21 protein-coding genes are annotated in these 22,366 nt (G+C 70.5%); 6 read left to right on the forward strand and 15 right to left on the reverse strand.

What is annotated here, in order from left to right:
* Positions 1-206 precede the first annotated feature (206 nt).
* Together htpG and ACTIE5_RS20525 are read left to right on the forward strand one after the other, a co-directional pair.
* Positions 207-2,036: a molecular chaperone HtpG gene (gene htpG, locus ACTIE5_RS20520; protein WP_439551583.1), complete on the forward strand. Its 1,830-nt coding sequence runs from the start codon at positions 207-209 to the stop codon at positions 2,034-2,036.
* An 82-nt stretch (positions 2,037-2,118) separates the two neighbouring features.
* Positions 2,119-2,898 (forward strand): SDR family NAD(P)-dependent oxidoreductase, encoded by a 780-nt coding sequence (locus ACTIE5_RS20525; protein WP_439551584.1) that lies wholly within the window; start codon positions 2,119-2,121, stop codon positions 2,896-2,898.
* 3 nt (positions 2,899-2,901) lie between these two features.
* Here the strand turns inward: ACTIE5_RS20525 and ACTIE5_RS20530 are convergent, their stop codons facing one another.
* Both ACTIE5_RS20530 and ACTIE5_RS20535 read right to left on the reverse strand, forming a co-directional pair.
* The gene (locus tag ACTIE5_RS20530) at positions 2,902-3,174 is read right to left on the reverse strand and encodes a hypothetical protein (RefSeq protein WP_439551585.1); all 273 of its coding nucleotides are present in this window, start codon (positions 3,172-3,174) and stop codon (positions 2,902-2,904) included.
* Positions 3,175-3,229: 55 nt separating this feature from the next.
* Positions 3,230-3,976, reverse strand: a complete 747-nt coding sequence (locus ACTIE5_RS20535) for a maleate cis-trans isomerase family protein (RefSeq protein WP_439551586.1) — start codon at positions 3,974-3,976, stop codon at positions 3,230-3,232.
* Between the two features lie 154 nt (positions 3,977-4,130).
* Between ACTIE5_RS20535 and ACTIE5_RS20540 the strand changes: the two genes are divergently transcribed.
* Positions 4,131-5,117, forward strand: coding sequence for a Bug family tripartite tricarboxylate transporter substrate binding protein (locus ACTIE5_RS20540; protein ID WP_439551587.1), 987 nt, complete (start codon positions 4,131-4,133; stop codon positions 5,115-5,117).
* Positions 5,118-5,166: 49 nt separating this feature from the next.
* On the opposite strand, the gene ACTIE5_RS20545 is transcribed toward ACTIE5_RS20540, so the two are convergent.
* From ACTIE5_RS20545 to ACTIE5_RS20565, 5 genes are read right to left on the reverse strand one after another with little or no spacing between them, the layout of a single operon-like run.
* Positions 5,167-6,153 (reverse strand): Bug family tripartite tricarboxylate transporter substrate binding protein, encoded by a 987-nt coding sequence (locus ACTIE5_RS20545; protein ID WP_439551588.1) that lies wholly within the window; start codon positions 6,151-6,153, stop codon positions 5,167-5,169.
* Positions 6,154-6,197: 44 nt separating this feature from the next.
* Positions 6,198-7,589: an amidohydrolase family protein gene (locus tag ACTIE5_RS20550; protein ID WP_439551589.1), complete on the reverse strand. Its 1,392-nt coding sequence runs from the start codon at positions 7,587-7,589 to the stop codon at positions 6,198-6,200.
* The gene (locus ACTIE5_RS20555; RefSeq protein ID WP_439551590.1) at positions 7,586-8,518 is read right to left on the reverse strand and encodes an AEC family transporter; all 933 of its coding nucleotides are present in this window, start codon (positions 8,516-8,518) and stop codon (positions 7,586-7,588) included. The genes ACTIE5_RS20550 and ACTIE5_RS20555 overlap by 4 nt, the downstream gene beginning before the upstream one ends.
* 6 nt (positions 8,519-8,524) lie before the next feature.
* Positions 8,525-9,160 (reverse strand): guanylate kinase, encoded by a 636-nt coding sequence (gene gmk, locus ACTIE5_RS20560; protein WP_439551591.1) that lies wholly within the window; start codon positions 9,158-9,160, stop codon positions 8,525-8,527.
* Entirely contained in the window at positions 9,157-10,062 is a 906-nt protein-coding gene (locus ACTIE5_RS20565) for a YicC/YloC family endoribonuclease (protein ID WP_439551592.1), read from the reverse strand. The genes gmk and ACTIE5_RS20565 overlap by 4 nt, the downstream gene beginning before the upstream one ends.
* A gap of 35 nt (positions 10,063-10,097) precedes the next feature.
* On the opposite strand from ACTIE5_RS20565, the gene ACTIE5_RS20570 reads away from it, so the two are divergent.
* Positions 10,098-10,883, forward strand: coding sequence for an SDR family NAD(P)-dependent oxidoreductase (locus ACTIE5_RS20570; protein ID WP_439551593.1), 786 nt, complete (start codon positions 10,098-10,100; stop codon positions 10,881-10,883).
* A gap of 7 nt (positions 10,884-10,890) precedes the next feature.
* Here the strand turns inward: ACTIE5_RS20570 and ACTIE5_RS20575 are convergent, their stop codons facing one another.
* From ACTIE5_RS20575 to fabD, 8 genes are all read right to left on the reverse strand, one after another.
* Positions 10,891-11,292: a VOC family protein gene (locus ACTIE5_RS20575; protein WP_439551594.1), complete on the reverse strand. Its 402-nt coding sequence runs from the start codon at positions 11,290-11,292 to the stop codon at positions 10,891-10,893.
* 110 nt (positions 11,293-11,402) lie between these two features.
* The gene (locus ACTIE5_RS20580; RefSeq protein ID WP_439551595.1) at positions 11,403-12,299 is read right to left on the reverse strand and encodes a DMT family transporter; all 897 of its coding nucleotides are present in this window, start codon (positions 12,297-12,299) and stop codon (positions 11,403-11,405) included.
* 148 nt (positions 12,300-12,447) lie between these two features.
* Positions 12,448-13,431: an endolytic transglycosylase MltG gene (mltG, locus tag ACTIE5_RS20585; RefSeq protein WP_439551596.1), complete on the reverse strand. Its 984-nt coding sequence runs from the start codon at positions 13,429-13,431 to the stop codon at positions 12,448-12,450.
* A 111-nt stretch (positions 13,432-13,542) separates the two neighbouring features.
* Positions 13,543-14,832, reverse strand: coding sequence for a beta-ketoacyl-ACP synthase II (gene fabF, locus ACTIE5_RS20590; protein ID WP_439551597.1), 1,290 nt, complete (start codon positions 14,830-14,832; stop codon positions 13,543-13,545).
* Between the two features lie 37 nt (positions 14,833-14,869).
* Positions 14,870-15,109: an acyl carrier protein gene (locus ACTIE5_RS20595; protein ID WP_092963667.1), complete on the reverse strand. Its 240-nt coding sequence runs from the start codon at positions 15,107-15,109 to the stop codon at positions 14,870-14,872.
* Between the two features lie 254 nt (positions 15,110-15,363).
* Complete coding sequence (gene fabG, locus ACTIE5_RS20600; RefSeq protein ID WP_439551598.1) at positions 15,364-16,104, reverse strand: 3-oxoacyl-[acyl-carrier-protein] reductase; 741 nt, start codon at positions 16,102-16,104, stop codon at positions 15,364-15,366.
* The gene (locus ACTIE5_RS20605) at positions 16,104-16,544 is read right to left on the reverse strand and encodes a GNAT family N-acetyltransferase (protein ID WP_439551599.1); all 441 of its coding nucleotides are present in this window, start codon (positions 16,542-16,544) and stop codon (positions 16,104-16,106) included. Before ACTIE5_RS20605 ends, fabG begins: the two co-directional genes overlap by 1 nt.
* Positions 16,541-17,500 (reverse strand): ACP S-malonyltransferase, encoded by a 960-nt coding sequence (fabD, locus tag ACTIE5_RS20610; protein ID WP_439551600.1) that lies wholly within the window; start codon positions 17,498-17,500, stop codon positions 16,541-16,543. The genes ACTIE5_RS20605 and fabD overlap by 4 nt, the downstream gene beginning before the upstream one ends.
* A gap of 188 nt (positions 17,501-17,688) precedes the next feature.
* Between fabD and ACTIE5_RS20615 the strand changes: the two genes are divergently transcribed.
* Both ACTIE5_RS20615 and ACTIE5_RS20620 read left to right on the forward strand, forming a co-directional pair.
* Positions 17,689-17,817 carry a hypothetical protein gene (locus ACTIE5_RS20615; RefSeq protein ID WP_439551601.1) on the forward strand — a complete coding sequence of 43 codons (129 nt, stop codon included), beginning with the start codon at positions 17,689-17,691 and terminating at the stop codon, positions 17,815-17,817.
* Positions 17,818-18,179: 362 nt separating this feature from the next.
* Positions 18,180-22,366, forward strand: a 4,187-nt coding sequence (locus ACTIE5_RS20620) for a beta strand repeat-containing protein (RefSeq protein WP_439551602.1), incomplete at its 3' end; no start/stop codon positions are given.

The following is a 22,366-nucleotide window of genomic DNA, read 5'->3' on the forward strand; positions in this document are numbered from 1 at the left end:
GGTGAGTTGGGGAAGGCGCTGCCTTCCCCAAACCCCATCCGCCAGGAGGCAGAGCCTCCTGGACCATCGTCAATTGAAGGGTTCCAAGGGGCCGCTGCCCCTTGGCATGGGGGTGTGGGGGAACAGCGTTCCCCCACGGTTGAAACCAAGCCCGCGGCCCCGCATATCGCCGCCCGCCCAGAATTCTCACCACAGGGGACATCACCATGAGCGAGACCGTGGAACGGCATGAATTCGGCGCCGAGGTCGGGCGCCTTCTCGATCTCGTCGTCCATGCCCTCTATTCCGAACGCGAGATTTTTCTCCGCGAGCTGGTCGCCAATGCGGCCGATGCCGTGGACCGGCGGCGGTTCGAGGCGCTGTCCGATCCCGCCCTCATGCTGCCGGGCGATGCGTCGCTGCGCGTGGTGCCGGACAAGGACGCCCGGCGCCTGACCATCAGCGACACCGGCATCGGCATGTCCAAGGCCGATTTGACCCAGCACCTCGGCACCATCGCCCGGTCCGGCACGCTGGCCTTTGCGAAGTCGCTCTCCGAATCCCAGGCGACCGACAAGCCGAGCCTGATCGGCCAGTTCGGCGTCGGCTTCTATTCCGCCTTCATGGTGGCGGACCGGGTGGAGGTGACGTCGCGCCGCGCGGGCAGCGAGGAAGCCTGGCTCTGGGCCTCCGACGGCCGCGGCGAATACACGCTGGCGCCGGCGGAGCGCGCGGAAGCCGGCACCGACATCGTGCTGCACATGAAGGAAGACGCGACGGAGTTCCTGGAGCCCTTCCGGCTGCAATCGATCATCCGCAAATGGGCCGACCACATCACCATCCCCATCACCGTCGCCCGCGACGGCCAGGATGAGCCGGCGAACGAAGGCACGGCGCTGTGGCGCAAGCCGAAGTCGGAAATCACGCCGGAACGCTACACGGAATTCTACCGCCACCTCGGCCACGTCTTCGACGAGCCCTGGGCCACGCTGCATTGGCGCGCCGAGGGGCAGATCGACTTCACCGCGCTGCTCTTCATCCCCGGCATGAAGCCCTTCCAGGCCGTGGAGGGGGAACGGGACAGCAAGGTGCGGCTGCATGTCCGCCGCATGTTCATCACGGATGAGGCCGAGCTGCTGCCTCCCTGGCTGCGCTTCGTCCATGGCGTGGTGGATACGGAAGACCTGCCGTTGAACGTGTCGCGGGAAATGTTGCAGGCAACGCCGGTGCTGGCGCGCATCCGCCGCGCCGTGACGAACCGCGTGATCTCCGAATTGAAGACGCGGGCCAAGGATGCCGAGGAATACACGAAGTTCTACGAGAATTTCGGCCCGGTCCTGAAGGAAGGCGTCTGGGAGGATGCGGAGCACCGCAAGGACCTCGCGGGGCTGCTGCGCTTCAAGTCATCCGCCGTGGAAGGTTGGACCACGCTGGCGGATTACGTCGCGCGGATGAAGGAGGGGCAGGAGGCGATCTACTACCTCGCCGGTGACGACGCCGCCGCGCTCGCCAATTCCCCGCAGCTCGAGGGCTTCCGCGCCAAGGGTGTCGAAGTGCTGCTGATGGCGGAGAATATCGACGCCTTCTGGCCGGAACGCCTCGACAGCTTCGAGGATAAGAAGCTGCGCAGCATCACCCAGGGCAGCATCGACCTGTCCAAGGTGGTGGCCGAGGCGGTGGAGCAGGAGGAAGCCGCCGACCTGTCCCGCCTGCTGCCGCTGGTGAAGGACGCGCTGGGGGAGGATGTGAGCGAGGTGCGCGCGACCGACCGCCTGGTGGACAGCGCCGTGGTGCTGGCCGCGCCGGAATACGGGCCCGATTTGCAGATGCAGCGCCTGCTGAAGCGCGCGGGCCGCGCCGCCGGGGCGGGCAGCCCGATCCTGGAGGTGAATCCACGCCACCCCCTGATCCGCAAGCTGGCGGAGAAGGCGGCGGGGGATGCTTCGCTGGCCGAGGAAGCCGGGCTGCTGCTGGATCTGGCGCGGCTGCAGGATGGCGACGTGCCGCGGGACCCCGTGGGCTTCGCGAAGCGCGTGGCGGCGGCGCTGGCTTTGTAAGCCTGCGGCGCTGGCCCTGTAAGGCTTCCGGCTGACCCCGCGCCATGGTTCGATGGCGCGGGGACACGGAGGAAACATCGCCATGGCATCACCGGTCGCGCTGGTGACGGGCGCGGGGCGGGGCATCGGCCTTGCCACCGCGAAGCGCTTCCTGGCGGAGGGGTGGCGCGTGGCGCTGCTGGACCTCGATGCCGGGCTGCTGGATGGGGCGATGGCGGCCCTGGCCGCGCCGGACGACACGCTGGCGCTGGTCTGCGACGTGGCGGACCCGGCCTCGGTCGTGGCCTCCGTGCAAGGCGCGGCGCGGCATTTCGGGCGGCTGGACGCGCTGGTGAACAATGCCGGCACCGCGGTGTTCAAGCCGATGCTGGAAACGACGCTGGAGGAATGGAACCGCGTGCTGGCGGTGAACCTGACGGGGCCCTTCCTGACGGTGCAGGCGGCGGCGCCGATCATGGCGGAGGGGGGCGGGGGCGCGGTGGTGAACATCACCTCCATCTCCGGCCTGCGGGCCTCCACGCTGCGGGTTGCCTATGGGACCAGCAAGGCGGCGCTGGCGCATCTGACGAAGCAGCAGGCGGCGGAACTCGCCAGCCTCGGCATAAGGGTGAACGCCGTTGCGCCGGGGCCCGTGGATACCGCCATGGCCAAGGCGGTGCACACGCCGGAAATCCGCCGCGACTACCATGATGCGATCCCGCTGAACCGCTACGGGCTGGAGGAGGAATTGGCGGAGGCCATCTTCTTCCTGTGCAGCGACAAGGCGTCCTACATCACCGGCCAGGTGCTGGCGGTGGATGGCGGGTTCCAATCCACCGGCATCGGGCTGCCGACGCTGCGGGCGGCACGGCGGAACCTGTAGGGCCTACCGGCAGACTTCCCGTTCCAGGATGCGGTAGCGCAGGCGGCCCCAGCGGTCCCGGAAGGGCACGCGGCGGGTCTCGATCCAGCAGCGGTGGCGGCGACCCCGCCCGCGGCCGGGCGGGCCGTACTGGATGTCCTCCACCGTTGCCTCGACATCGCCCAGCAGGGGTTCCTCCGGCCGGGTCATCTCCGGCGGGGGCGTGCTGCGCGCGGCATCGGCGGGGCGAGCCAGGGTGCCGGCGAACCCGGCGAGGAGAAAGCGGCGGCGTTCCATCTCTCACGCTTCCTGAAAGGATGCATGGGCGAAACGCCGCGCGCGGCGGGTGGTTTCAGAAGCGTTCGAGCAGCGGGCCGCAGCCCGCGACCTTGTCCTGGATGCCCATGGTGCGGAGCGCGTGCCAGTAGGTGGCGGTGTTGATGGCGATGACGGGCTTGCCGAGCCACATCTCCGCCATCACGGCCAGCTTCACCATCGACAGGTTCGTGCCGACCTGGACGATGGCGTCCACGTCATCGCCATCGATGGCCTTGATGGCATCGACGCACTGCTTCGGCGTGACTTCCGCGATGCCGGTCCAGGACGGGCAGTGCATCGCGATGTCCTTCTTCACCGTGAAGCCCATGTCGGTGAAGTAGCGGGCCACCTGTTCGTTCATGGCCGGCCAGTAGGGGGACATGATGGAGATGTTCTTCACGCCGCCATAGGCGTTCATCGCCGCCGTGCAGGAATGGCTGCCGACGCTGATCTTCAGGCCGGAGACATCCTCCACCTGCTTCACGAAGGCGTCAGCGCCCTTGGCGCCATCGAAGAAGGTGACCGCCGACATGCCCATGACCAGGTGGTCCGGCTTGCAGGTCATGACGGATTTCACGGCATCCAGCGTGTTGTTGCCGATCAGGCGCGCGCCGGCCAGGAAGGTCTCGTTGGAAATGGCATCGGCATTGGGGGTGTAGATGCGGCTGTAGTGGTTGGTGACGCCCGCGGGGCGCATCATGTCGTAATCCGGCTGCACCACGGTGTTGGTGGAGGGGCCCATCACCCCGAACTTGCTACGCCAGCCCAGCACGTCACCCATCGGAGGCTCTCCATTCCGCTAACCCGGCGGGCAGCCTGCCACGGTGCGTGGCAGGGGCCGGCCGGCGGCGTGATGATTTACCGTCCTGGCGGTCTTGCACAGGGGTGGGATACAACCCCACCCTCCGCGGCAAGGTTCCAGGAGCATAAAGACGATGTCCCAGCCCATGCTGACGCGGCGTGGCGCCCTTCTCGCGGCCGGTGGCGCGGCTTTGCTGCCCGGGGTGGCGGCGGCGCAGACCGGCGACTGGCCGAACCGGCCGATCCGCTGGATCAACCCCGGCCCGGCCGGCGGCGCGGGGGATGTGCTGTCCCGACTGGTGGGGGACCGCATGCAGGCCCGGCTCGGCCAGCCCGTGGTGGTGGACAACCGGCCTGGCGCCGGGACCAATATCGGCATGACGGCGGTCGCCCGCGCGGCGCCGGATGGCTACACGGTGGGGCTGGCCTCCATCGCCGCGAATGCCGCGAACAAGTGGCTGTACCGGAACATGCAGTTCGATCCCGAGAAGGATTTCGCCTCGGTCGGGATGATCGCGCTGGTGCCGAACATCGTGGTGATCCCGCCATCGGTACCGGCGCAGAATCTCCAGCAGTTCATCGCCTGGGCGCGGGCGCAGAACCGGCCGATCAATTTCGGGTCGGTGGGCGCGGGGTCGTCGCAGCATCTGGCGGGCAGCCAGTTCCAGATGATCACGGGGCTGCAGATGCAGCATCTGCCGTATACCAACAGCGGGCAGATGAACACGGACCTGATCGAGGGCCGGATCGACATGCTGTTCCAATCCATCTCCGCCGTCACGCAGATGGCGCAGACGGGGCGGATGCGGCCGATCGCGGTGAGCGGCGCGGAACGGGTGACGGCCTTCCCGGATTTGCCGACGATGCAGCAGCAGGGCGTGGAGATCGTCTCCACCGGGTGGTTCGGGCTGTGCACGCCGACCGGGGTGCCGGAGCCGATCCTCGCGCGGCTGGAGACGGAATTGCTGGCGGCGATGGAGGAACCGGGGCTGCGGGAGCGGATCGCCACGGGCGGATCGGTGCCGCGGCGTATGGGGCGGGTGGAGTTTGCCGAGTTCATGGCCGCCGAGAGCGCGCGGTGGCGGACGGTGATCCAGGCCGTGGGCGCCACGGCGGATTGAGGTCGGAGTCGAAAAGCCCTCTCCCCAGCGGGGAGAGGGTTGAATTCCTTCAGTTCACCCGTGCGCCCGAAACCTCCACCAGCCGCTGCCATTTCGGCGTCTCGCTGGTGATGAGCGCAGCGGCGGCGGCGGTGCTCTCGCTCACCACCGCGTCGTAGCCGAGCGGGCGCATCGCGTCCTTGAACGACTGCGTCGATCCCACCTGGCGGATGGCGGCGGCGATGCGCTCGACCTCCGCCGCGGGCGTCGCGCTGGCCGTGACGATCATGTTCCAGGACCGGATGTCGAAGCCCTGGAGGCCCGGCGTCTCGCTGAAGGCGGGGATGGCCGGCAGCATGCCGAGGCGTTGGCCGGAGGAGGTGCCGAGGATGCGGATGCGGCCGGCCTCCAACTGCGGCACCAGCGCAGTGGGCAGGTCCGCACTGCCTTCCAGCGTGCCGTTCAGCAGATCCGCCGTCATCTGCGCGCCACCGCGATAGGGAATCTGGTTGAACTCCGCGCGCGCCTGGGCCGACAGCGCGGCGAGCATCAGGTGGCTGACGGTGGCGGCGCCGGCGTGGGAGACCTTGAAGACCCCGGGATTGGCGCGGCACCAGGCGAGAAGGGCGGCCATGTCCGTCCAGCCGCGCTGGGCGGCCACCTGCGTGTTCACGGCCAGCAGCACGGCGCTGTCGCTGATCTGGCTGATGGCGCGGAAGTCGCGCGCCACGTCGAAGGGCATGGATTGTTGCAGGAAGGGCGCGGCGCAGAGCGTAGCGGCGCCGATGACGCCGATGGTGGTGCCATCCGGCGGCGCCTTGGCCACCGCATCGGCGCCGATCAACCCGCCACCGCCGCTGCGGTTGTCCACCACCACGGATTGCTCCAGCACCGGCGCCAGGCGGTCCGCCAGCAGGCGGCCGAGGCCATCGACGGCGCCGCCAGGCGGGAAGGGGATGACGATGCGAAGCGGCCGGCGGGCCTGGGCAGAAGCGATGGCGGGCACGGCTGTTGTGGTGGCGGCCAGCAGCAGCCGGCGCGTCAGGCGTACGGTCATCGCGAGGTCTCCCGTTGTTGCGGGAGAGCCTAGGGAGAAGCGGCCTATCCCTGCAACGGTATCGCGGCCCGCGCGGCGATCGATGCCGGAATCGCACCGCGCTTCGCCGCTTCCCGCCAGACCTTCTCGATGGCGGCGCGGCCGCGGCGGGTGACGGCGGCGGGGTCCACCGTGGTGGGCTTGCCGTCCCGCAGCAGCACGCGGCCCTCCACCATGGCGAGCGTCAGGTCGGAGGCGCTGCCATTGGTGATGAGGGATTTCAGCGGGTCCCAGACCGGCTGGTAGCGCGACGATCTGAGGTCGAACATCACGAGGTCCGCGCGGGCGCCCTTGGCCACCAGGCCGAGATCGTCGCGGCCCAGCGCCAGCGCCGCATCGCGCGTGGCGGCGCGGAGGATGCGCGGCGCCGCAAGGCCATGCGGCGTGCCGGATTGCACCTTGGCGAAGACGGCGGCGCTGCGGAGTTCGTGCAGCATGTCGAGGGTCACGCCATCCGTGCCGATGCCGAGGCGAAGGCCCGATGCCTCCATCCGCGCCAGCGGCACGAAGCGGCCGGACCGCGCGAAGGCGAGGGGGCAGGAGGCCAGCGCCGCGCCTTCGCGCGCGATCATCGCCATCTCCTCATCGGTCGCGAACATGCCATGCGCCAGCACCACGCCCGGGCGGAGCAGGCCGAGGCGGCGGAGATGTTCGATGGAGCCCGTTCCGTGCGCCGCCTTCACGCGCTCGATCTCGATCAAGTTCTGCGCGGCGTGGATGGAGACGATGGTGTCCAGCTCTCGCGCCTTGGCATCGACGCGACGTAGCAATTGGGGCGTGTTGCTGTCCGGGCCATGCGGGCCGAAGCCGACGCGGGTGACACCGCGGGGGCCCTCGTCGAAGCGCTTGAACAGGTCGAGCGTGGCTTCGAAGCCGGTGTTGTCGGTTGGCGTGTAGATGGGCTTGCCGTCGGCGCCCATGCCCACGGTTTCGCTGAACAGATAGGGGCAGGACCAGCTTCGCAGGCCGATCCGCTTGGCGCGTTCGATGAAGGGCCATTGCTGCACGCGATAGACATCGAGAAGCCCGGTCGTGCCGCTGCGCAGTCCCTCCAGCAGCGCCATCTCCACGGCGTCGCCGATATCCTCCTCCGTCATCAGCGCGGCCGCGACATCGCCGAGCGGCATGAGGAGGGAGAAGACGATGTGGCCGGGCAGGTCGCCGGGCGCGAGTTCATCGGCCAGGCCACGGAACAAGGGGCCGGACATGGCGTGGTTGTGCAAATTGATGAGGCCCGGCATCAGCAGCGAGTCAGGGGCCTCGATGCGTTCGGCGTCCATCGTCGGGCGATGCGGCGTGACATCGGCGATGGCGCCGCCCTGCACCACCACGTGATGGCCGGTGCGGAGGCCGTTCTCGGCATCCCAGACCCAGCCGGGCTCGATCACCAGCGTCATGGCAGCGTTCCTCGGAAATGGCCGATCAGGACGGACAAGGTCAGCACCGACAGCGCGGTGGTGATGACGACGGCGGCGCCCGACCGGTCCATGCCGATGGTGTAGCGGCGGGCGAAGATGAAGGCGTTGGCGCCGGTCGGCAGCGCGGACATCGTCACGGCGACGGCGGTCTCGATGGGGGTGATGCCCATGGCGATGGCGATCAGCCAGACCAGGCCCGGCAGCGCCACCAGCTTCACCACGATGATGGTCAGCGTTTCCTGCCAGGCCGCGCGGCCGCTGATGGCGGAAAGCCCGCCGCCGAGGCAGAACAGCGCGACGGCCGGCGTCGCGGCGCCCAGCAATTCCAGCGTGCGCTCCATCGGGCTGGGCATGGAAAGGCCGAGCGTGGTCCAGACCAGCGCGGCGACCACCGCCATCACCACGGGGTTCCGCGCCACGCCGCGTGCCGTCGTCACCAGCACGCGCCGCCAGGGTGCGTGTTCGTTCAGGCCCATTTCCGTGACGATGGTGGCCAGCCCCAGCAGCACCATGGTCTGAAGCGCCAGGATGCCGAGCATGGGCGGCACGCCGGCCTGGCCGAAGGCGGCGACGATGATCGGCACGCCCATCATCAGCGAATTACCGAAGACGCAGGCCAGCGCGAACAAGGCGGCTTCCGACAGCCCCATGCGGAAGAAGCGGCGCCCCGCCCAGGTGGCCAGGAAGAAGACCAGCACGCCGCCCGTCAGCAGCGCGGCCGCGGCGCCGCCGGCGCTGTCATGTGGCCTGGTGCCGCCGAGGAAGATCAGCGATGGCGCGGCCAGGCCGAAGACGAAGGCGGACATGCCATCGAAGGCGGCGCGCGGCAGCAGGGCGCGCCGGCCGGCGATGAAGCCGAGGCCGATGAGGGCGAAGACCGGGAGGACGACCTCGATAACGCCCCCCATGCGACGCTACCTTCCCAGCAGCGTATCGACGAAGCCGGGAAGCCAGGGCTGGCGGGCGCGGGTGGTGCGCGCTGCGTGGAGGATGGCGCGGACTTCCGCGACGCAGACATCGAAATCGCGGTTGACCAGCACGTGGTCGAAATCCGACCAGTGGGTCATCTCCTCCCGCGCGATGGCCAGGCGTTTCACGATCTCGGCCTCATTCTCCTGCTGCCTTCCGCGGAGGCGGCGTTCCAGCTCCTCCATCGAGGGGGGCAGCAGGAAGATGCCGACCACATCCTCCGGCAGTTTTTCCTTCAGCTGGCGATGGCCCTGCCATTCGATGTCGAAGAGCACGTCGCGGCCCTGCGCCAGCGCGTCCTCCACCGGGCCGCGGGGCGTGCCGTAGCGGCGGCCGAGGAAGCCGGCATGTTCCAGAAGCTCATCGCCGGCGACCATCGCCTCGAACGCTTCCTGCGTCTTGAAATGGTAGTGGACGCCATCGGTTTCGGCCGGGCGGGGCGCGCGGGTGGTGGCGCTGACGGAGAGCGAGAGGTCGGGCTCCGTCTCCAGTATCTTGCGGGACACGCTGGTCTTGCCGCCACCGGGGGCGGCGGCGAGGACCAGGCAGATGCCGCGGCGGGCGGGGAGGGTCTTATTCATTCCACATTCGCCGCCTGTTCGCGCAGCCGCTCGATTGCGGCCTTGAGGTCGAGGCCGATGCGGGTCAGGGCCGTGCTGGCGGATTTGCTGCACAGGGTATTGGCCTCCCGCACGAATTCCTGGGTCAGGAATTCCAGCTTGCGGCCGATGGCGTCGCCGGATTTAAGCTGGTTGCGGGCTTCCGCGATGTGGGCGGAGAGGCGGTCCAGCTCCTCCCGCACATCCGACCGCTGCGCCAGCATCGCCACTTCCTGGGCGAGCCGTTCCTCCGGCACGCGGGCGCGGAGGTCGCCTTCGCCCAGGAGGTTCGCCAGATTCTCCATGAGGCGCGCGCGCTGGGCGGCGGGCTGGCCGGCGGCTTCCTTCGCCGCCGCTTCCCGCAGCGCCGCGATCTCATCCAGCAAGGTCGCCAGGATGGCGGCGAGCTGCGCGCCTTCCCGGGCGCGGGAGGCGACCAGGCCATCGAGGGTGGTCGTGAAGGCGGTGGCGAGGGCGGCGCGGCGGGCTTCCTCGGCGGCCTCGTCGGGCTCCACGATTTCAGCGCGGAGCACGCCGGGGAGGGTGAGGATCGCCTCCGGGCTCGGCGCCGCGGCGCCGGGGATGCGGGCGGCGACGGACATCACGAGCGCGATGGCCTGTTCCAGCGCGGCGGGGTCGGGGGTCAGGCGAGGGGCGCGTTCCTCCCGCTTCACGGTGAGCGTCGCGGAGACGTTGCCGCGCTTCAGGCGCTTGGAGAGCGCCTCCCGCAGCGTGGGTTCCAGCGCGTCCAGGCCGTTCGGCAGGCGCAGCCGCAGGTCCAGCCCCCGGCCGTTGACGCTGCGGAGTTCCCAGACGAAGGAGGTGCCGTCCGGCAGGGTGCCGCCCTCTCGGGCGAAGCCGGTCATCGAAGCGAGCTTGCTCATGGGGGTTTTTCCCCCGTGCGGCGGAGGAGGGCAAGGTGGCGACATACCCCTGGCGTGACGTGATGATCACCGGCGCGACCGGTGGCCTCGGAAGGGCGCTGGCGGAGGCCTGCGCGGCGCCGGGCGTGACGCTGCATCTGTCCGGGCGGGACGGGGCGCGGCTGGACCAGGTGGCGGCGGCCTGCGTGGCGCGGGGCGCGGCCGTCAGCCCGGCGGTGCTGGACGTGACGGACCAGGCGGGCATGGCGGCCTGGGTGGCGGGGGCGGGCAGGCTCGATCTGGTGATCGCCAATGCGGGGGTTTCGGGCGGCACGGGCGGGCAGACGGAGCCGGCGGACCAGGTTTCCCGAATTTTCGCCACCAACCTCGGCGGGGTGCTGAACACGGCGCTGCCGGCGATGGAACTGATGGCCGGGCAGGCGCCCGGCGAGGGCGGCGTGCGGGGGCGGATCGCCGTCATCGCCTCCATCGCCGCCTTCGTCGCGGCACCGGGCGCGCCGGCCTATTGCGCCAGCAAATCCGCGGTGCAGCGATGGGCTGAGGCGCTGGACGCGAGCGAGCGCCGGCGTGGCATCCGGCTGCATGCGGTCTGCCCGGGCTATATCCGCACGGCGATGACGGCCCGGAATCCCTTCCCCATGCCGCTGCTGATGACGCCCGAACGGGCGGCGACGCGGACGCTCGATGGCATCGCGGCGGGGCGGGTGCGGGTGGCCTATCCGCGGCGGCTATACGCGGTGGCGCGGGTGGTGGGGGCGCTGCCGCCTTCGTGGCGGAACGCGATGATGTCGGTGGTGCCGGCGAAGCCGCGGGAGGGGTAGGGGACGCTCAGCTCCCCGTTTCGCTGGCCGGGAAATTCAACTCCAGCACCACGCCGTTGGGGTCCGTGACGAACAACTGCGTCACGCCATCGCGCGGCACGATTTGTTCGCGGAAGGCCAGGCCATGGGCCTCCAGGCGCGCGCGCATCGCGGGCAGGGCGGTGGCGGCCAGGGCCACGTGGTCGATCTGGCCGGTGGGCTGGGCGCGCCGCGGCGGGCGGTTGGCGTCGGCGGCGCGGGGGCCGACCAGGTGGATGACGGGGACGCCGCCGGCATAGAGCCAGGCGCCCGGGAAATCGAAGGGCGGGCGGTCGCCCGGCTGCAGGCCCAGCACGTCCCGGTAGAAGGCGATGGTGGCGTCGAGGTCCACGGCCCAGATGTTGATGTGCTCGATCCCGCCGATGGGCATGGCACGCCTCCCTTGGATGGTTGGGACATCAGCGCATGGCGGGGGCGCCCGCGTCCAGATTCAGGCGGGGGCCCCCGCGTAAGGCTCAGGCGGGGGCCCCCGCGTAAGGCTCAGGCGGGGGCCTTCCTGGGGGCGGGGCGGGAGGTGGCGAGCCACACGCCGGCCAGCACGATCAGGCCGCCGAGGATCACCCCCGCCGCCGGCCATTCCCCCAGCAGCAGCGCGCCAACGCCCGCGGCGAAGGGCGGCTGGATGTAGCCGACCATGGCGGCATCCGTGACCCTCGCTTGCGTCAGCAGCCGGAGAAACATGGTCAGCGGGATGGCGGAGGCGAGGATGCCGAGCACGGCCAGCACGCCGAAGACCCAGGCCGGCTGGTCATAGGCACCGGTGCCGCTGAAGGGGATTGAGAGCATCCCCGCCACCAGCCCCGACACCACCTGCTGCCCCAGCACCAGCTGGCCGGAGGCGCCAGGCCGGGCCATGCGGGCATAGAGCGTGCCGGCGGCATAGGACGCGCCGGAGAGCAGGATCAGCAGCCCCCCGGTGAAGGAGGCGCTTCCGTTGATCGCCGCCGGGCCGAGCAGGACGGCGATGCCGACGAACCCCACCAGCAGCCCCGCCACGCCCCGCCAGCCCGGCCGGTCCCCCGGCAGCAGCACGGCCGCCATCAGCGCCACCTGCAAGGGTGTCGCGGCATGGATCAGGGCGGCGGGCGCGGCCTCGATATTGTCGAGAGCCAGCGCCGTCAGCAGGTTGGGTACCCAGCCATTGCAGGTGCCGAGGACGAGCGCCGCGCGCCAGACGCCCCAGCCGCCGCCGCGCAGCTGGCCGGTGACGGCCAGGAAGGCCAGCACGCCGAGTGCGGCGAAGCCGCCGCGGCAGGCGGCGAGGGCGAAGGGCGACATCTCCATCGCCACCAGGCGGAGCAGGGGGAAGGAGGAACCCCAGAGGCCGCCGATGACAAGGAGGCGCCACCACAGGGTGGGGCCTGTGATGGGTGTCATGGGGAAGGCGCTGCCTTCCCCATACCCCATCCGCCAGGGGGGAGACCCCCCTGGACCATCGTTAATTGATCCCGGTCCAGGGTCCGGCTGGACCCTGGCATGGGGGGTAGCGGGGGGAACAGCGTTCCCCCCTGGCCGATCGCGCCCCTCACCGCGGCGCGGCCGAGGCGCGCCCGCGCTCGATCTCCCGCCACCGCGCCACGTTCCGGTTATGCTCCTCCAGCGTGCGGGCGAAGGCGTGGCCGCCGGTGCCGTCGGCGACGAAGAAGATGAAGTCCGTCGCCTCCGGCCTGGTCACGGCGCGCAGGCTGTCCTTGCCCGGGCTGGCGATCGGGCCGGGCGGCAGGCCGCGGATGCGGTAGGTGTTGAAGGGGTGGTCGCGGTCGAGGTCCGCGCGCGTCAGCGGGCGCTCCAGCAGCCCGCCATCGGCGGCGGCATAGGCGGCCGTCGGGTCCGATTGCAGCATCATCCCGCGCCGCAGCCGGTTGATGAAGACGCCGGCGACGCGGGCGCGTTCGTCGCCGCGGCCGGTCTCGCGTTCCACGATGGAGGCGAGGATCAGCGCCTCCCGCGCCGTTGCCAGCGGCAGGCCGGGCTGGCGGGCGGCCCAGATTTCCGCGAGTGCCTGGTCCATGGCCTGTTCGGCGCGACGGATGACGGAGGCCCGGGTATCGCCGAACTGGTAGCTGTAGGTCTCGGGCAGGATCTCGCCCTCGGCGATTTCGGGCATCTCGCCGGTCAGGCCCTCGGCGCGTTCCAGGATGGCGGCCATCTGGCGGGCGGTCAGGCCCTCCGGGATCGTCAGGCGGCGCTGCAGGGGGCGGGCCTTGCGGAGGATCTCCAGCACGTCGCGCAGGCTGGCGCGGGCGGGGAAGGCGAATTCAGCGGCGCGGACGGCGCCCTGGGACCGCGTCAGCCAGACGGCGGCGAGGAAGGCGCGGGGGTCCGCGATCACGCCGCGTTCGGCAAGTGCTTCCGCGATGATGGCGGTGCCGCCGCGCGGGACGACGACCTGCGCCGGTTCGGCCAGCGGGCCGGGCGCGGTCCAGGCGCGATCCGCCCACCACCAGGCACCCCCGGCGAGGCCGGCGACGACGAACAGGACGAGGAGGAGGGCGACGAGGCGGCGCATGGTCTAGTGGTGGCGCCGCGGCACCGGTCTGGCAAGGCGCCCGCGCGTCAAACTCCGCGCGGGGTTTGTGCCAATTTCAGGAAGGCGGCTGCGCCGCCCTCGGGAAGGCGGCTAGGCCGCCTTCTTGAAGATGATGCTGGCGTTCGTGCCGCCGAAGCCGAAGCTGTTGGACAGCGCGATGTCGATCTTCCGCGGCTGGGCTTCCAGCGCCACGCGGTCGATCGGGCTTTCGCGGGAGGGGTTCTCCAGGTTCAGCGTCGGCGGGGCCACGCCATCGCGGATGGCGAGGATGGAGAAGATGCCCTCCACCGCGCCGGCCGCGCCCAGCAGGTGGCCGATGGCTGACTTGGTGGACGACATGGCGAGGTTCTTCGCCTCATCCCCGAACAGCCGCTCCACCGCCTGCAGTTCCAGATCGTCCCCCATGGGGGTCGAGGTGCCGTGCGCGTTGACATACTGGATGTCGGAGGGCGCGAGGCGGGCGTCGCGGAGTGCCGCGCGCATGGCGCGGAAGGCGCCGTCGCCGTCCTCGGTCGGGGCCGTGATGTGGTAGGCGTCGCCGGACATGCCGTAGCCGATGACCTCGGCGTAGATCTTGGCGCCGCGGGCCTTGGCGTGCTCCAGCTCCTCCAGCACGACCACCCCCGCGCCTTCGCCCATGACGAAGCCGTCGCGGTCCTTGTCCCAGGGGCGGCTGCCCTTGGTGGGGGCGTCGTTGAAGGCGGTGGAGAGGGCGCGGGAGGCGCAGAAGCCGGCCATGCCGATTTCCGCCACCGCGGCTTCGGCGCCGCCGGCCACCATCACCTCGGCATCGCCGAGCGCGATGAGGCGCGCGGCATCGCCGAGCGCATGCACGCCGCTGGCGCAGGCCGTGACCACGGCGTGGTTCGGGCCCTTGAAGCCGTATTTGATCGAGACATGGCCGGAGGCCAGGTTGATCAGCGCGGAGGGGATGAAGAAGGGCGAGATGCGCCGCTGTTTCCCCTGCGCGATCAGGAGGGAGGCTTCATAGATCGTCGGCAGGCCACCGATGCCCGACCCGATCATGACGCCGGTACGGCAGCGGTCTTCCTCCTGGTCGGGACCAGGCATCCAGCCGCTATCCTCGACCGCTTCCTGCGCCGCGACGAGCGCGAGCTGGATGAAGCGGTCCATCTTCTTCTGGTCCTTGACGGGGATCCACTCGTTGATGTCGAGCTTCCCCTCCGCCTTCGTACCGACCGGCACCTGGCCGGCGATCTTCGCCGGCAGGTTGCTGACGTCGAAGGACTGGATCGCCGCCAGCCCGCTTTCGCCGGCCAGCATGCGCTTCCAGACATTCTCGACGCCGAGGCCGAGCGGGCAGGCGATGCCCATCCCCGTGACGACGACGCGCCGCGGCGTCGTGAGATGACCGAACACCCCTGGACCCCCTACCCTGCCGAGCCGTTGCCTGCGTTCAGGCGGACTTCTGCTTCTCGATGTAGTCGATCGCGTCCTTGACGGTCGTGATCTTCTCGGCGGCGTCGTCCGGGATCTCGACCCCGAAGGCTTCCTCGAAGGCCATGACCAGCTCGACCGTGTCGAGGCTGTCCGCGCCCAGGTCGTCGATGAAGGACGCTTCCGTCGTCACCTTGGATTCCTCGACGCCGAGGTGCTCCACGACGATCTTCTTCACCTTGTCGGCGGTGTCGCTCATCCCGCGATATCTCCTGCTGGTAAGTGCCGTGCTGCGAACGCGATGCGTGCGCGCCCGGCCCTTGGTTCCGGGGCGGCGCCGCTTAACATGGATGCGTCATCTGGCCTAGGCGGAGCCGCCGCGCAAGCCGCCCGGGGCGTGGAACCGGTGGAAAGGCGGGGGCAGACCCTGCCTTTTTTGCCGGCAGTCCGCGGATGGCCCCCCAGTGAGGCCCCCGGTGATGCCCTTTTGGACCACACCCCGAATCGGCAAGCTCAGATCATCGCCATCCCGCCATTCACATGGATGGTCTGGCCCGTGACCCAGGCGGCCTCCGCGCTGGCCAGGTAGGCGACGGCGCCGGCGACGTCCTCGGGCGATCCCATCCGCTGGGTGGGGATGCGGGACATCAGCGCCGTGCGGGCGGCCTCGGGCAGGTTTTCCGTCATCGCCGTCTTCACGAAGCCGGGGGCGACCACGTTCACCGTCACGCCGCGAGTCGCCACTTCCTGGGCGAGCGACTTCGACATGCCGATGAGGCCCGCCTTGGCGGCGGCGTAATTGGCCTGGCCCGCATTGCCGGTGACGCCGACGATGGAGGCGATGGAGACGATCCGCCCCGACCGCCGCTTCATCATGCCGCGCAGCGCGGCCCGGGCCAGGCGGAAGGGGGCGGTCAGGTCCACCTCCAGCACCGCGTTCCAATCGGCATCGCCCATGCGCAGCGCCAGCATGTCCCGCGTGAAGCCGGCATTGTTCACGAGGATGTCGAGGGAGCCGTGGGCGGCCTCCACCTTCTCCACCAGCGCGGCCGGGGCGGCGGGGTCGGCGAGGTCGGCGGTGGCCACCAGGACGCGCTCGTTACCAAGCGACTCGGCCAGCGCAGCCAATTCGGCTTCCCGCCGCCCGGTGATGGCGACGATGGCGCCCTGGGCATGGAGGGCGGTGGCGATGGCGGCGCCGATGCCACCCGTGGCGCCGGTCACCAGCGCCACCTTGCCGTCGAGACGGAACATCAGCGTGTCTCCCCGCCTGCATCCAGGCGCTTGATCATGGTGAAGCGCGTCTGGCCCGGGGGGCAGTCGGGGATTTCCCCGACGACGCGGTAGCCCTGCTTTTCATAAAAGCCGCGGGCCTGGAAGGTGTAGGTATCGAGCCTTGCGCCGATGCAACCGCGGGCGCGGGCCTCGGCCTCCGCCGCCGCCAGCAGGCGGGCGCCCCAGCCGCCGCCGCGCAGCGCGGGCGGCACGGCCAGGTTCTCCACATAAAGCCAGGACCAGCCGGTGCGGCCGACCAGCCCGCCCACCACCTGGCCCGCTTCGCCCCGCAGCATCACCAGCAGGGGGCGGCTGTCATGCGGGAAGCCGGCTGCCGCATTGGCATCCCGCAACGCGCCGCGCGCGGCCGCTTCCTCCGCCGGATCGGGCGTCGCCGTCAGGTGGAGGGAGGGCGTCACAGCGTCCTGAGGAAGGCTTCGATATCGGCGGGGGTGTTGATGGCGGTGGCGCGGGCTTCCGGCGCCAGGCGCTTCATCAGGCCGGTCAGCACCTTGCCGGAGCCGACCTCCACGAAGCTGTCGCAGCCCATGCTGCCCATGGCCAGGATGCATTCGCGCCAGCGGACCGTGCCCGTGACCTGGCGGACCAGCAGGTCCCGGATGGTGTCGGGGTCCGTGGCTTTCGCGGCGGTGACGTTCGCCACCACGGGGATGGCGGGGGCGGCCATGGTCGCGGCGGCCAGCGCCTCCGCCATCGCATCGGCGGCCGGGGCCATCAGCGCGCAGTGGAAGGGGGCGGAGACCGGCAGCTTCATGGCGCGCTTCACGCCGGCAGCCTTGGCACCCTCGATCGCGCGATCGACCGCCGCGGCGGCGCCGGAGATGACGATCTGCCCGCCGCCATTGTCGTTGGCGATCTCGACGACCTCCCGCTTCCCCGTCTCCGGGTCCAGGGCGGCGGCGGCGCAGATGGCGGCGGCCTGGTCGTATTCGGCGCCGAGCAGCGCGGCCATGGCGCCGGTGCCGGGCGGCGTCGCCTGCTGCATGGCATCGCCGCGCAGGCGCAGCAGGCGGGCGGCGGTGGACAGGCTGAAGGTGCCGGCGGCGGCGAGTGCGGCGTATTCGCCGAGCGAATGGCCCGCCACCAGCGCGACGCGGTCGCGCAGCGCGAAGCCGCCTTCCTTCTCCAGCACCCGGACGACGGCGAGGGAGACGGCCATCAGCGCGGGCTGGGCATTGGCGGTCAGGGTCAGTTCATCGGCCGGGCCCTCGAACATCAGCTTCGAGAGCTTCTGGCTGAGGGTGTCGTCCACTTCCTGGAACACCTCCCGCGCTGCGGGAAAGGCGGCGGCGAGGTCGCGGCCCATGCCGGGGGCCTGGCTGCCCTGGCCGGGAAAGGTGAAGGCGAGAGCCATTTTCGCTGTGTGACCCTGGTTTGACGCGCGCGGCCCCTAGGGCCCGGGGGCGGGAGCGTCAAGGGTTTCGGATCACGGGCCAGGGAGGGGGGCGGTGGAGGGGGGCGGTTTGCCGGCTGGTCCTGGGCGGGCGTCCGGGCTATCTGGGCCCGGCATCCATCCCCAATGAGCAAGAAGGGCCTTCCGCCATGCCGCTCCTCCGCGTCGTCAACCGCAAGCGCCGCAAGGCCCTGGCCAACCTCAAGGGCGCCGACCTGAAGGAGCGCCTGGCCACCGCCGTGAAGCGCCTGAAGGCGAAGCGCCGCCGCGGGCTGTGAGCCCTGCGGGGGCGTCGCAGCCCCCGGCGGCCTGAACGGCCACCCAGATCGAAGGCGCGTCCGGCCATGCCGGGCGCGCCTTTTTTCTTGGCCATCATCCTGGCTTTCCCTGGGGCCCCCCATCCGGTTGTGGGCAACTCCCCCTTGGGGCGATTGGCGGGCGCGTCGACGTCGCCATCCTGGTGAGCGCGCCACCGACGCGATTCCCCGGTTTTGCCTCGGATCGCCCGCCCCGCGACACGGGATGAATCATAAATGCAACCATTGGTTGCTGGTTCCTGACAAGACGATTTGCGACTTTGGAGATAGGGCCTGGCGGAGATCGATGCAGATCTGCGACTTGCCTCGGGAAATGAGACGCCATGAGCTGGAGCGCCGCCGGCCCGACCGAAGGGCCCGATACCTTCACGGGCGGCGCGTCCGCGGCCTCCGTCTCCGGCCTGGGTGGCGCCGATGTGCTGCAGGGTGGCGCGGCCAGCGACAGCCTGGCGGGCGCGGCGGGCGATGACACGCTGCGGGGCAATGGCGGCGACGATACGCTCGATGGCGGGGCGGGGAATGACCAGCTCATCGGCGGTGCCGGCGCCGACAGCCTGTCGGGTGGCGAGGGCAACGACCTGCTCGACGGCGGGCTGGGCGCGGATACGCTGGCGGGCGGCGCGGGCAACGACACCTACGTTGTCGATCATGTCGAAGAGACGATCGTCGAGGTGGGGGGCGAGGGCACCGACCGGGTCTTGACCTCCCTCGAGAGCTACGCCCTGGGCGCCGGGTTGGAGAACCTGATTGGCACCGCGGCGACGGGGCAGTCGCTGGGCGGCAATGGAGGCGACAACAACATCCAGGCGTCGTCGGGCGACGACACGCTGGACGGCGCGGCGGGGAATGACAGCCTGTTCGGGGGGCTGGGCGCGGACAGCCTGCGTGGCCTCGATGGCAATGACTACCTGGATGGCGGGCTGGGCGCGGATACGCTGGAAGGCGGCGCGGGCAACGACACCTACGTGATCGACCATATCGGCGAGACGATCGTCGAGGTGGAGGGCGAGGGCACCGACCAGGTGGTGACGTCGCTCGCGGCCTACGAACTGGCGGTGGGGCTGGAGCACCTGGCCGGCACGGCGGCGGGGAACCAGTCGCTGATCGGCAATGCGGCCGGCAACCGGCTGCAATCCTCCTCCGGCGACGACACGCTGGACGGGGCGGCGGGGAATGACAGCCTGTTCGGGGGGCTGGGCGCGGACAGCCTGCGTGGCCTCGATGGCAATGACTACCTGGATGGCGGGCTGGGCGCGGATACGCTGGAAGGCGGCGCGGGCAACGACACCTACGTGATCGACCATATCGGCGAGACGATCGTCGAGGTGGAGGGCCAGGGCACCGACTGGGTGGTGACGTCGCTGGCGACCTATGGGCTGGCGGCGGGGCTGGAGAACCTGCTGGGCACGACGACGGGCAACCAGTTGTTGACGGGCAATGCGGCCGGCAACCGGCTGCAATCCTCCTCCGGCGACGATACGCTGGACGGCGCGGCGGGGAATGACAGCCTGTTCGGGGGGCTGGGCGCGGACAGCCTGCGTGGCCTCGATGGCAATGACTACCTGGATGGCGGGCTGGGCGCGGATACGCTGGAAGGCGGCGCGGGCAACGACAGCTATGTGATCGACCACCTCGGCGAGACGATCGTCGAGGTGGAGGGCGAGGGCACCGACCGCGTCTTCACCTCCCTCTCGAGCTACGCCCTGGTCTCCGGGCTGGAGAACCTGTTTGGCACGGTGGCGACGGGGCAGTCGCTGGCCGGCAATGGGGGCGACAACAACATCCAGGCATCGTCGGGCGACGACACGCTGGATGGCGCGGTAGGGAATGACAGCCTGTTCGGGGGCCTGGGCGCGGACAGCCTGGGCGGCGCCGCGGGTCATGATTCGCTGGATGGCGGGGCCGGCGCGGATACGATGGTGGGTGGGCTGGGCGACGACAACTACGTCGTCGACCGTGCGGATGATCTGGTGATCGAGGCGGAGGCGGAGGGCACCGACCGGGTCTCGACGTCGCTGGCGGGCTACGTGCTGGGATCGACGCTGGAGGATCTGCGCGGCACCGCGGCGACGGGGCAGTCGCTGGTGGGCAATGCGGCCGACAACAGGATCGTCTCTGGCGTCGGCAACGACACGGCCCGCGGCGAGGGCGGTGCCGACAGCGTCTATGGCATCCGGGGTGCCGACCTGCTGGAGGGCGGCCAGGGCGATGACTTCCTCAGCGGTGGCGAGGGTGACGACACGCTGCAGGGCGATGCCGATGGCGATGTGCTGCTGGGCGGCCTGGGGGCGGACAGCCTCCTGGGCGGCGCGGGGAACGACACCTATGCCGCCGTGGATGCGGGTGACGTGCTTCTCGAACTGGTCAATGAGGGCACGGACGAGGTGCAGACGGCGCTGTCCGCCTACGCACTCGGCGCCGGGCTGGAACGGCTGGCGGGCACGGGTGATGCGCAGGCGCTGACCGGCAATGCGGATGCGAACAGCATCACCGGCACGGCGGGCGCCGATACGCTGGATGGTGGGGCGGGCGCGGACAGCCTGGTTGGCGGGCTGGGCGACGATGTGTTCATCCTGGATGATTCAGGCGATGCCATCGAGGATGCGGGCGGCATCGATGAAATCCGCACCGGGCTCGCGGCCTATGCCCTCGGCGCTGGGCTGGAACGGCTGGTGGGCACGGGCGATGCGCAGGCCCTGACCGGCAATGCCGATGCGAACACCATCACCGGCACGGCGGGCGCCGATACGCTGGATGGTGGGGCGGGCGCTGACAGCCTGGTTGGTGGGCTGGGCGATGATGTCTTCATCGTGGATGACGCGGCTGACGGCATCGAGGATGCCGGTGGCATCGACGAGGTGCGCACCGGGCTGGCAGGCTACGCGCTTGCAACCGGGCTGGAGCGGCTGGTCGGCACGGGCGATGCGCAGGCGCTGACCGGTAATGCGGATGCGAACACCATCATCGGCACGGCAGGCGCCGATACCCTTGATGGTGGCGCGGGGGCGGACAGCCTGGTTGGCGGGCTGGGCGATGATGTCTTCATCGTGGATGACGCGGCTGATGCCATCGCCGATGCCGGTGGCATCGACGAGGTGCGCACCGGGCTGGCTGCCTACGCGCTTGCCACGGGGCTGGAACGGCTGGCGGGCACGGGTGATGCGCAGGCGCTGACCGGCAATGCGGATGCGAACAGCATCACCGGCACGGCGGGCGCCGATACGCTGGATGGGGGCGCGGGCGCGGACAGCCTGGTTGGCGGGCTGGGCGATGATGTGTTCATCGTCGATGACGCGGCTGATGCCATCGCCGATGCCGGTGGCATCGACGAGGTGCGTACCGCCCTGGCCGTCCACGCGCTGGCGAGCGGGGTGGAAAACCTGCTCGGCACCGGCACCGCGCAGCGCCTGACGGGCAATGGGGGCGACAACCGCATCACCGGCGGCAGCGGCGCCGATACGCTGGCGGGCGGCGGCGGCCAGGATACGCTCGATGGCGGCCTGGGCGCTGACAGCATGGCGGGGGGCCTGGGCGACGATGCCTATATCGTCACCGCCGGCGACCTGGTGCTGGAGGCCGCGGGGCAGGGCGGCGACACGATCTCCACCGCCCTGGCCAGCTACACGCTGGCGACCGAGGTCGAGGTCCTGCTCGGCCTTTCCGATGGCGGGCAGACCCTGGCCGGCAATGCCGGCAACAACCTCGTCATCGGCGCCGCGGGGGCGGACCGGCTTTCCGGCGGCACGGCCGGCGCGGATACGCTGTCGGGCCTCGGGGGCGCGGATACGCTGGATGGCGGTTCGGGCGCGGACAGCCTGGTGGGCGGGGAGGGCAATGACCTCTTCGTCGTCGATGTCGTCGGCGATGCGGTGCTGGAACTGGCCGGCGGCGGCATCGATACCGTCCGCACGGCGATGGCTGGCGGCTATGCGCTGGCGGACCAGGTGGAGAACCTGGTCGGCACGGCCTCGGGCACGACGGCGCAGAGCCTCACGGGCAACGGCCTCGGCAATTCCATCGCGGGCGCTGGCGGCGCGGATACGCTGCAGGGGCTGGACGGCGCGGATACGCTGAATGGCGGTGGTGGCGCGGACAGCCTGGTCGGCGGCGCGGGCAATGATGTCTATGTGCTCGACAATGCCGGCGACGCGGTGCTGGAACTGGCGGATGGCGGCACGGATCTGGTCCGGGTGAGCCTCACCGCCTACACGCTGGCGGCGGAGGTGGAGCACCTGGTCGGCACCGCGACGAATGCGGCGCTGACGGGCAATGCGCTGGCCAATTCCATCACCGGAGCGGGCGGCGCGGATACGCTGACGGGCGGGCTCGGCGATGACACGCTGATCGGCGGCGCGGGCAATGATGTCCATGTCGTGGACAGCCTGCTCGACGTTGTGGTGGAAGCCGCGGCGGGCGGAACGGCGGATACGGTCCGCACCGCGCTGGCGGCCTATTCGCTGGCGGGGCTTGCGAATGTGGAACGGCTGGTCGGCACGGGCAGCGCGCAGGC

Origin of the sequence: Falsiroseomonas sp. (assembly GCF_051859025.1) — a bacterium.
Lineage (GTDB): Bacteria > Pseudomonadota > Alphaproteobacteria > Acetobacterales > Acetobacteraceae > Falsiroseomonas.